The organism is Clostridioides sp. ZZV14-6345, assembly GCF_020657775.1.
GTDB classification, from domain to species: Bacteria; Bacillota; Clostridia; order Peptostreptococcales; family Peptostreptococcaceae; genus Clostridioides; species Clostridioides difficile_D.
Genome location: NZ_JAGWCX010000052.1, coordinates 17540 through 28724 on the forward strand (window position 1 = coordinate 17540; position 11185 = coordinate 28724).

Below are 11185 nucleotides of genomic sequence, written 5' to 3' on the forward strand. Positions count from 1 at the left end.
TTCCAAATATGTAATTATTAAATATAATTAAATTTTTAGTAATTGAAAAGTTCAAGGGATCTTTCTAAAATACCTTTTACATATGCTATTAAGATACCATAGTTTACTATAGGTACATTAAAAGATTTTGCCTTTTCTATTCTAGATAACATTCCAGCTCTATTCATCATACAAGCTCCACAATGAACTACAAGTGCATATTTATTTATATCTTCGGTGAAGGATACTCCAGAACTAAATTCAAAGGTAATATTTTTGCCAGTTTTTTTTCTGATCATATTAGGAATTTTCACTGTTCCAATATCATCAGTCTGTCTATGATGAGTACAACCCTCAGCCATCAAGACTTTATCACCATCTTTTAAATTTTCTAAAGCGTAAGCACCATTAATTAATTCTTTAAGGTCTCCCTTTTGTCTAGCAAATAATATAGAAAAAGATGTAAGAGGAATATCTTTTGGAGTATCTTTATCTACTTGTGGAAATACTTGAGAGTCAGTAATAACAAGTTTTGGTTTTTTGCCTAAATTAGATAGGGTTTCTTTTAAACTATCTTCTTTTGTAACTATAGAAATTGCACCATTATCCAAAATATCTCTTATAACTTGCTGTTGAGGAAGTATAAGTCTACCTTTTGGAGCTGCCTTATCTATTGGAATAACTAAAACAACTAAGTCATTTGGCTCAATTAAATCTGATACCAATCTGAACTCAGTGCTATCTTTAGGCAAAACTCTTATTATTTCATTTTTTAAATCTTCAATCCCAATTTTATCTGTTGATGAGACAGAAACAACTGGACATTTAACTTTACTTTTAGTCAAGTTTAAAATTTCTGATTGATTCTTAATAGTATCAATTTTGTTAAGAATTAAAATATGAGGTATATTCTTATCATTAAACTTTTCAATTAGTGACAAATCTTCTTGTGATATACCAATTTGGCAATCCACTACTAGTAAAGCTATATCTGTCTTTTCTAAAACATCTAGTGATTTACTTATTCTAAGTTCACCAAGTTCACCAACATCATCAAGACCGGCAGTATCTATAAGAACACAAGGTCCTATAGGAAGGATTTCCATTGGTCTAAATACTGGGTCTGTAGTAGTTCCAGCAATATCTGAGACTATTGCAGCACTTTGATTTGTTATAGCGTTTATTATGCTAGACTTACCTGTATTTCTTTTGCCAAAGAGACCTATATGTACCCTTATTGATTGTGGAGTAGAATTTAGACTCATTTGTACTCACCACCTTAAATTTCTTTTTTTGATATACTAGTTTTTACAGATATATTAGGTATATTTCCCAATTTACCAGTCAAACTATTGATAGTGTCCATTTCGCCAACAACTGCTATGCATACGATTGATACGCCTTCTTCTTCACAAGGAATTCCCATTCTACCTTTAATAATACCTTTAAAACCTGATACAATCTCATTGAATTTAAGCTGACATTCTTTTGGTTCTTCTAAAATAGCACTTATAACTGCAACCTTTTTCATAAATATCCTCCTAATTCAGAAAATATATCCTAAACAAATCCAAAATCAAAAAACTTTTCTTTGTAAAGAAAAGTTTCTACAAAAGAAAAGTTATTAATTACACAAGTATAATGTGCTATATTAAACTATTTCCTTACAGATTAGATAACTCTTTTCTGGTAGGGTTAGCTTGTAAAAATTTAATTTAACAACAATTAACTGAAGAAAATTTTTATACAATTTATATAAATTATAATAAAAATTAACTAAAGAAAATTGAAGTTACTTATATAATAGTAGTAAATTGAAATTAAGTCTATAGAAAAACCAATTTTTGTATAAAAATAAAAATTAAAGTTAGTTATTTGTTAAGAAATGACTTTAGTAAAATATATAATTAACTATTCTTTAAGCATATAATTTATAAGTAGTTTAAGCGTATTTTCAATGGCTTCTATATGTGTTCTTTCATAGTGGTGGCTATTATTTGTTCCAGGACCAACACATGCTATTTGAACATCTTCTCCCCAACGAATAGCTTCTGAAGCATCTGAACCATAGAAGGTAAATACATCGACAGCATATTCTAAATTATTGTCTTGTGCAACATCGACAAGTTTATTTCTTAAATTAAAATCATATAGTGATAAATTATCTTTTGCAACTATAGTCACACCATGTTCACTAGATGTTTGACTTGGTCCAGTAGGTGCTATATCTATTGCTACAAATTCTTTTGTTTTTTCAGGTAAAGCCTTAGAGACACCATGTCCAATTTCCTCATAATTGCTTATATAAAAGTTAGTAGTATGCTTAGGTGTTAAATTATTTTCTTTAAAATATCTACATATTTCAAGAACCATTGCTACAGCTGCCTTATTATCTATATATCTAGATTTTATAAAACCAGATTCTGTAGCTTCAAAACGATGGTCTAGACATACAAAATCTCCAACACTTATTCCTAAATCTAATACATCCTGTTTTGTAAATACTTTTTCATCAAGTCTAATAATCATTGTTTCTTCATTTCTTTCAGTGGCAGCTTTTGTTTGACCATATATATGAGTAGAAGCATACTTAAATACAACACTTCCTCTAATTTTTTTACCTTTTCTAGTTATAACAGTACAGTTTTCTCCTTCTATAGCAGCCCAACATCCACCACCAACTTTGTGGTATTTAAGAGTACCATCAGATGATATTTCTTTTACCATAGCTCCAAGTGTATCCATATGTGCAGATATTGTTATTTGATTTGAATCATCTTCACCAGGAAGAGTAGCTATAAGTGCACCTTTTTTTGTAAGAATAGTATCAAGACCTAAAGATTCAAAATCTTTTTTGCTTTCTAAAACTGCATTTTCAGTATATCCAGCAGGGCTTGGAATATCCAAATATTTTTTCATTAAATTTATAGTATTAGTTAAATTTAAATTCATATTATTTCCTCCTAAAAAATATATATTCATACAAATTATAACATAAATACGAATGTTCTGAAAACTAAAATTGAAAGAAAAAATCCTAAATATATTTTTAAAAAAAGTATATAGAATAGAATTGATTTATATTATAGGTGTTAAAAGTTAAAATAGTTTGATTTCATAATTAATAAAAATAAATATAAAACAAAATATATAAATAAATAAAATATTTAGTTTAATTATCTTTACAAATAAAAGTTTTAGTAATAAAATAATTGTTGAAAAAGATTTTAAATTCAGATTATTCATTTCTAAAGTAATTAATCTGCAAGCCTTTATTAATATATGTAAATAACTAGGTATATATGCATTTAATTAGCATGATATAGATAAAAATATTTATTTTTAGTGTCTATTGTCTGAAAAAAGTCTTTATTTAGGAATCATAAAAAATCAAATTAATTGGGAAAAGAGAGGATGTGTGTAATGTGATTGAGAATGGATTTGTATATTGTAGTTTCTTGGTTGTATTTGTAGGTGTAATTTTTTTTATGGTAGATAAATTGAAATGGAAGATATTTGATGTTATTAATCCAATGCTTTTAATCTACTTAGGATCTGCTATACTAGCATCATTTGGTTTGTTTGCACAGAATGAAGATGTTGGAGTATATCAAAATATAATAACAGTAAATTTTCTTCCATTAATGTTAGTGTTCTTATTAATTCAATGTGATTTAAGAAAAATATTAAAAATGGGACCTAAGATGTTATTGTCATTTTTCTGTGCTACATTTACATTTATGCTTGGGTTTGTTATAGCATTCATAATTTTTAAAGGTTCAATGGCTTCCGATTCATGGAAAATTCTTGGAGCAGCATCTGGTTCATGGATAGGTGGTTCATCAAATATGATTGCAGCAGCTAATGCTCTAGGAGTTGCAGAAGAAGGTCTTAGTTATGCAATACTTATGGGGTCTATAGGATATACAGTATGGATGTCTATTTGTCTAATGTCTGTAAAATTTGGACCTAGATTTAACAAATGGACAAAGTGTGACACAAGTTTTATAGATGAGGTTACATCAAAACTTGAAAAAGAAAATAAAGATAATACAGCACCTACGTTTGTGGAACTTATGATTTTACTTTCTGTTGGTTTTGGAGTAGCAGCTTTTGCACAAATTGTATCTAAGATACTTCCAACTTCAGGTATACTTAATGAAACTATGTGGGTAGTACTTGTTGCATCTACAGTGTCAATATTATTAGGTATGACAAAAATATCAAAGCTTAAAGGTAGTACACTAGTAGGAAATGTGTTTATGTATTTACTCCTTGCAGCTACAGGTAGTAAAGCAAATTTCTTTGGATTATCAGAAGCACCTGTTTACATAATGTTTGGATTAGTAGTAGTTCTTGTACATGCGATTTCGTTTATAGGGCTTGCAAAACTGTTTAAACTTGATTTATTTACTTGTGAGGTAGGAAGTATAGCTAATATAGGTGGGGTAACTACGGCTCCTATGATTGCTGGAGTTCATAATCCTGTATTAATACCAGTGGGCGTATTGATGGGGCTTTTAGGAAATATTATAGGTACTTATTGTGCTCTTATAGTAACTCAAATATTACATATGCTAGCTTAATAAAAACGCAGTGTAAAATTAATAATTTAAATAAGAAAAGTCATTTCAATTTAAGCGTAAACTTTTATTGAAATGGCTTTTTTGCTTGACAAGATAATTCATTTTAATAGGATATTTTGACATATTTAGTGCATAATATTGTAAAATTTACCAAAATCGAGATATATTTAATTTATATATTGAATCGAACATCTGTATGATGTATAATAAATATACAGAACGAATGTTTGCAGAACGGGTGTTTTTTGAATTTATTTTAATAATTTATGAATATATATCAAAATACATAAATATATTTAAATATAAAGATTAAAAAGAATTTAAAGGAGTGTTGATAACTTATGATAATTCCATCAAGAAGAATACAAGATATAACATTAACAAATTTAAAAAATGGTGAAGTAACTTTAATTGAATTGGATGAAATATATAAGAAGATGGGATTTTTATTTGTTGTGAGTGAAGGGAAATTGAAGAAGATAAAAAAGGAGAACCATCATTAAAAATGAATGAAATAATAAATATTATAATTGTTTGTAAAACCTAACTTATGTAGAATATAAATACTTAAGTTAGGTTTTTTTGTGATAAAGTTTGTAAGTATTTAGTTTTATAAGAGAAGTGATGTTTTTTAATTAAAAATAAATAAGTTTAAACTTTAAACAGTGTTATATTATAATAAGAGGTGATATTATTATGAAAATAGTAACCTACAATATTCATAAAGGTATGGATTCAGATAATAGATTAACTCTAACTAAAATGGGAATATATTTAAAACAATTGGATAGTGATGTGATTTGTTTGCAAGAAGTATTATATCATCAATTTTTAACTTTAAAAGCTGTTTTAAATATGGAGGGTTCATTTGCTACAAATGTGAAAAAAGTAAATATGATATATGGAATTTGTACATTTACAAAATTTAAAATATTAAATAGTAATCATTTTTTTTTAACTAGCAAGAAGGAGCAACGGGGAGCACTTTGTATAACTACAAATGTATATGGAAAAATTATAAACATAATAAATACTCACTTGGGACTTGACAGACAAGAAAGAGTAAAGCAATTAGACGAAATAATAGACTATAGAAATAGATTAGTAGGGACAGTTGTTTTGTGCGGTGACTTCAATGAGAAAAATGTATCTTTAAGCATGTTCCATGATATGGCTATTTCATTAAATAAGTCTTATTTACCTACATTTGAAAAATCAAACTCTAGAATAGATTACATTTTTGTTAATAAAAATACTGAATTAAAAAAATATACAGTAGAAAAAATTTACCTATCAGACCATTATCCTGTGATAGGATACATTTAAATTTTAATATAAATCAAGTTAATTATTATAAAAGTAACGATTTTTTTATTAAGAAATAATAAAAAAATATAATGAAAAGATATCAAAAATAAAACCAATTATAAGACATAAATTTACAATAAAGTTACATTTGATTAAATTCCTTGTTTAAAAAAGGCTATTCAAATATAATCTAAAGTAGTTTTGAAATGGAAACTCTATCAGGTGAAATTGAGTTAGTGTTAAAATGAGGTGAAGTTATGAATAGAAGAGCAACAAGGGTTTCAAAATTAGGAAAAGAAAAAAAGCGAAATTTAATAATAGGATTGGCAATTTTAATTGTAGTAATAGGAGGATTTACTTATTTTTTTAACAACAAATTTCTGTATAATGGGAAAATCGCTAAAAATGTATACATAGAAGGAATAAATGTGTCTGATATGACTAAAGAAGAAGCATTAAAAGTTGTAACAAGTAAGTATACTCCAGAAGACTTGAATCTTACTTATGATGGAAAAGATTATAAAATATCTCCAAAGGATATTGATTTAAGATATAATACAGAAGAAGTTGTAAAAAATGCGTATGAGACTACAAAACAAGGTTCTTACTTTCAAAACTTAAAAAAATACATTAACATAAGAATAAATAAACTAACTCTAAAAATAGAGTCTGAATATGATGAAGCAAAACTTAGTTCTAAAGTATCTTCTATAGCAGATAGTATCAATATTAAGATGCAAAATGCTTCTATTAGTGTTGGAAGTGGAGGATTAAGTTATACAGATTCTGTTATAGGTAGAGAATTTGATTTAGCAGCAAATAAAGAATCTATATATAATATGATAAAAAATAAAGAACATAAGTCTTTGGAACTTAAAGTAAATCTTCAAAAACCAGATATAACAACTGAACAAGTAAAAACTGTGAATTCTGTTATAGGTCAATATTCAACTACTTATTCTCAAGCTGTAGAGGGTAGGTCATATAATGTAGGTTTATCAGCAAGAAAAACTAGTGATGTATTACTAATGCCAGGTGAAGAATTTTCATACAATAAACTTACAGGACCTAGTAATAAAGCAAATGGTTATAAAGATGCGCCAGTTATAGTCTATGGTAAGCTAGAACAAGCAGCAGGAGGGGGAGTTTGCCAGACATCTTCAACAGTTTATAATGCTGCTCTTCTTTCAGGGATGGAGATAACTCAAGTTACAAACCATTCATCTGCATCTACTTATGTGCCTAAAGGAAGAGATGCTACTGTGAGTGATGGGGGATTAAACTTAAAGTTTAAAAATCCATATAATCATCCTGTATATATTAAAAATTATGCAGGTGGAGGAAGCGTATCATCAGTAATCTATGGTAATTCTGGTGACAAACCGAATATATCTATAGAAGTAAAACAAACTGGGCAGAATAAGTATTCTACATATCGAATATTTAAAGATTCAAGTGGAAAGGTCATAAAAAAAGAACATATATCAAATAGTTCATATAAAGAATTAAAAAAATAAATAATTTTTTTAGAGTGATATTTATAATATAAAAACAAGGAAGTTTATGACTTCCTTGTTTTTTTGTATAAAATTATCATTACTAGTTCTTGTTTTAATATTACAATCATTAATATATAGAAAATATTCCTATATATTGGTATAATTGTAAATAGATTTAGTTATATAAAATGTATGAGGAGGTGACATGGTTGAATTTTATAGGCAATAGATATGAGGTAGTAAATTCTGATGACGTTTTAGAAATTAACAAAATCTATAAAGCTAGAGATGTTTTTTACAGAAAAAATGTGCTCATAAAAGTCATAAAGCATAATAATTATATCTGTGAGGATTTTGTTTCAAACTTAATTGATGAAAGTACTGCTTTAGATGAGATAAATTCTCCTTATATACTAAAAATAATAGATGTTGGGATTCATTGTACAGAAGAAACAACATTGTATTATGTTGTAAGTGAAGACTTTAATGGTATCGGATTAGATGAATTAATTCTAGGTAATTATCTTCATTTAGAAGCAATTGTAAATATAATGATACAAGTTTTAAAAGCTTTAGAAATGATACATAGGAATAATTCATATCATGGTAGTTTAAAATCAAGTAGTATAATAGTAGATACAGAATATAATATTAAAATTTGTGATTTTGGAATTACAAAAGCAAATAATGGGGTTAATACAAGAAGCTATGGAAACAGAAGATATTTATGTCCACATCAACTATGTATAAATTATACTGATAAAGAGAGTGATTTTTTTGCAACAGGCCTTATTCTATTTGAGGCTATATTTAAAAAATTACCTTTTGGAGAATCAAATTCAGAAGAAAAAATGTTACAATCTATTGATAAAGGATTAGATTGGAATAGTATAAAAGCAATTAATGGAAATATAGAACTTATAAATGTTATAAAAAGGCTTCTTGGTAGGAATAATAAGTATACTAGAGCCAATGATATTATTGTTGATTTAAGCAAAGTAATGTATGAAAAAGCATATATAGAAGTTGAAGATGAGAAAGAAGAAGAACAGAAACAAAATAACATTGTACAGGTTAAAAAAGAAGATAAAATCAAAGTGAGAAAAAAATTACATAAAAAACTTGTTGTTGCTGGTCTAGCAATAGTCATGATTTCAATGATTATTATTAGTTCCATAATATAAAAATTATATATTAAATATTTTAAAAGAAGTGTATATGAATGATATACATATATATAGAAATTATAGTATAGTTTTAAATTATGAAAGGAAGTGGTTATTATGTTAGCAAAAAATAATGAGGTATTAAATATTTAGGAGCAAAGCATGAGTAAAATAACACTTATAGCAAGTAAAAAATGTTGGATTGAAGATATAGCAAAGAAATAACTTGAAGATATTTCAAATTTAGATGGAATTTTAAGAGTAGTAGGATTACCTGATTTACATGCGGGTAAAATACCTGTGGGTTTAGCAGTTGAAACTAGAAATATTATTTATCCACATATAATTGGAAATGATATAGGCTGTGGAATTACTTTATTTAATTTTTATTGACATGAATATATAATTTATGGAATAATATTAGAAGCACTGATATAAGTGTCTAAATAAGAATAGAAAAGGAGAAGTGTTTTATGAAAAAAAATACTAACATTAATGAGTCCGGAGTTAAACTTCTTAATAAATAAGGAGTTTGGTATATAATAACTCCTTATTTATTAAGTTGTTCACAAAATAACTATTATCAAAGTAAATGATATGGTGATTTAAAAGATGATGGCTTATAAATAAAGGAGAAAAATAATGAATAGTAATACATTTGAAAGATTACAACTAAATGAAGTTAAAGAATTAATAAAAATACATTGTGTAAGTTCGCTAGGAAAAAATTTAATAGATAAATTAACTCCTAGTGGGAATATTGGAGTAGTAAGAAGGAAGTTAGCAGAAAATAAAGAAGCTAGAAAGATAATTGAAAATAGTAATCACATACCACTTGAAGGATTATTTAATGCAGGTTCTACAATAGATAAAATTGAAAAAGGAATGATAATAGAACCAGTTGAACTTATAAATATTGGAGATTTTTTAAGAGGTTGTAGGAAGATGAAAGCCTTTATGCTAGAAAAAGAATTTTATTCACCGACATTAAGTTCCTATGCTTTAAATATAACAGAATGTAAAAATATAGAAGATGAGATAAATTACTGTATAAAATCCAATAAAGTGGATTCTAATGCTAGTAAAGAATTAAAAAAAATAAGACGAAATATAGAAATTACAGAAGGAAAAATAAAAGATAGATTAAATAAATTTGTAACATCAACTGTAAATAAAAAGTATATACAAGAGTTTATAATAAGTAAAAGAAATGATAGATATGTAGTACCAATTAAATCTTCTTATAAAAATGAAGTTGATGGTACTATATTAGACACATCGTCAAAAGGAAATACTGTATTTATTGAACCTATAAGTGTTTCAAATTTAAGTACAGAATTGACTATGCTAAAAGCTGATGAAACTATTGAAGAATATAAAATATTATCTTATTTAACAGAACTTATATTTGATAAGATAAGTCAGATAAAATTAAATATAGAGATACTTTCTGAATATGATATGGTATTTGCAAAAGCCAAGTATAGCCAAAAAATAAAAGGAATTACTCCAAAAATAAATAATAATGGCTATATAAAAATAATTAAAGGTAAACATCCACTTCTAACAGGAGATGTAGTACCTTTAGATTTTGAAATAGGCCAAAACTATAGAAGTCTTATAATAACAGGACCTAATGCAGGAGGAAAAACTGTAACTCTTAAGACTGTTGGGCTGTTAACTTTAATGGTTCAATGTGGATTTGATATTTCTGCAAAAGAAGGCAGTGAATTTAGTGTATTTGAAAAAGTTTTTGTAGATATAGGTGATAATCAAAGCATTGAAAATGCCTTAAGTACTTTTTCATCACATATAAAAAATATTGCAGAGATTATGAGTTTATCAAATAATTCTACCCTTGTTCTATTTGATGAAATAGGAAGTGGAACTGAACCTAATGAAGGCTCAGGCTTAGCAATATCACTGTTAGAAGAATTTTATAAAATGGGATGTATAACAATAGCATCAACTCATTATGGAGAGATAAAGAAGTTTGCTAATTTACATCCAGAGTTTGAAAATGCTGGTATGATGTTTGATAAAGAAACTTTAGAACCCATGTATAAGTTGACTATAGGAAAATCTGAAGATAGTAATGCTCTTTTTATTTCCAAAAAAATGGGCATAAAAAATAGAGTATTAGATAGAGCTAAAGAGTATATAATTGATAGAAACTACAATTTAGATTTAGTTAAAAGGAGTAAACTACAATCTAATATTGAAGATAACAATAATTTAGAAGTGATTCCAAACTATACAGATTATAATGTAGGAGATAAAGTAAAATTACTAGATGAAGATGATTTTGGAGTTGTATATAAACCAATAGACAAGTTTAATAATGTAGAAGTATTGTTTAATAATAATTTTATTTCAGTAAACATAAAAAGGTTACAACTTAGTATAAAAGCATCAGAATTGTATCCAGAAGGATATGATTTGGATACATTGTTTACTAATTTTAAAGATAGAAAATTAGAAAAAGATATCCAGAGGGGTTCAAAAAAAGCTCTTAAAAAGATTCAGAAAGAAATTAGAGAGAATAGAAAACAAATATAAAAAACATAGAAGAAGCTATCTAAAGATAAAATTTTATTTTTAGATAGCTTCTTTATGGGTCTTTAAAATAAAGTGTGTATTCTTCTAA

Annotated in this window: 10 protein-coding genes; 7 read left to right on the top strand and 3 right to left on the bottom strand. The window is 26.6% G+C overall.

Features of this window, described 5'->3' with window-relative positions; translation table 11 throughout:
* Positions 1-35: 35 nt before the first annotated feature.
* The 3 genes from hydF to KGF39_RS13715 form a co-directional block, all read right to left on the bottom strand.
* Positions 36-1244: a [FeFe] hydrogenase H-cluster maturation GTPase HydF gene (hydF, locus tag KGF39_RS13705; RefSeq protein ID WP_227822733.1), complete on the bottom strand. Its 1209-nt coding sequence runs from the start codon at positions 1242-1244 to the stop codon at positions 36-38.
* Between the two features lie 14 nt (positions 1245-1258).
* Positions 1259-1510, bottom strand: a complete 252-nt coding sequence (locus KGF39_RS13710; RefSeq protein WP_227822734.1) for a TM1266 family iron-only hydrogenase system putative regulator — start codon at positions 1508-1510, stop codon at positions 1259-1261.
* Between the two features lie 380 nt (positions 1511-1890).
* Positions 1891-2931 carry a M42 family metallopeptidase gene (locus tag KGF39_RS13715; protein ID WP_107595882.1) on the bottom strand — a complete coding sequence of 347 codons (1041 nt, stop codon included), beginning with the start codon at positions 2929-2931 and terminating at the stop codon, positions 1891-1893.
* 473 nt (positions 2932-3404) lie between these two features.
* On the opposite strand from KGF39_RS13715, the gene KGF39_RS13720 reads away from it, so the two are divergent.
* The 7 genes from KGF39_RS13720 to KGF39_RS13750 all read left to right on the top strand — a co-directional run bounded on the left by KGF39_RS13720 (position 3405) and on the right by KGF39_RS13750 (position 11097).
* Entirely contained in the window at positions 3405-4565 is a 1161-nt protein-coding gene (locus tag KGF39_RS13720) for a DUF819 family protein (protein ID WP_227822735.1), read from the top strand.
* Between the two features lie 341 nt (positions 4566-4906).
* Positions 4907-5068, top strand: a complete 162-nt coding sequence (locus KGF39_RS13725; RefSeq protein WP_003424559.1) for a hypothetical protein — start codon at positions 4907-4909, stop codon at positions 5066-5068.
* 193 nt (positions 5069-5261) lie between these two features.
* On the top strand, positions 5262-5891 hold the full coding sequence (locus KGF39_RS13730; RefSeq protein WP_227822736.1) for an endonuclease/exonuclease/phosphatase family protein: 630 nt from the start codon (positions 5262-5264) through the stop codon (positions 5889-5891).
* A 239-nt stretch (positions 5892-6130) separates the two neighbouring features.
* Complete coding sequence (locus tag KGF39_RS13735) at positions 6131-7390, top strand: VanW family protein (protein ID WP_227822737.1); 1260 nt, start codon at positions 6131-6133, stop codon at positions 7388-7390.
* A gap of 182 nt (positions 7391-7572) precedes the next feature.
* Positions 7573-8556, top strand: coding sequence for a protein kinase domain-containing protein (locus KGF39_RS13740; protein ID WP_227822738.1), 984 nt, complete (start codon positions 7573-7575; stop codon positions 8554-8556).
* 216 nt (positions 8557-8772) lie between these two features.
* Positions 8773-8931, top strand: a complete 159-nt coding sequence (locus KGF39_RS13745) for an RtcB family protein (RefSeq protein WP_227822739.1) — start codon at positions 8773-8775, stop codon at positions 8929-8931.
* 249 nt (positions 8932-9180) lie between these two features.
* Entirely contained in the window at positions 9181-11097 is a 1917-nt protein-coding gene (locus KGF39_RS13750; RefSeq protein ID WP_054274095.1) for an endonuclease MutS2, read from the top strand.
* Positions 11098-11185 lie beyond the last annotated feature (88 nt).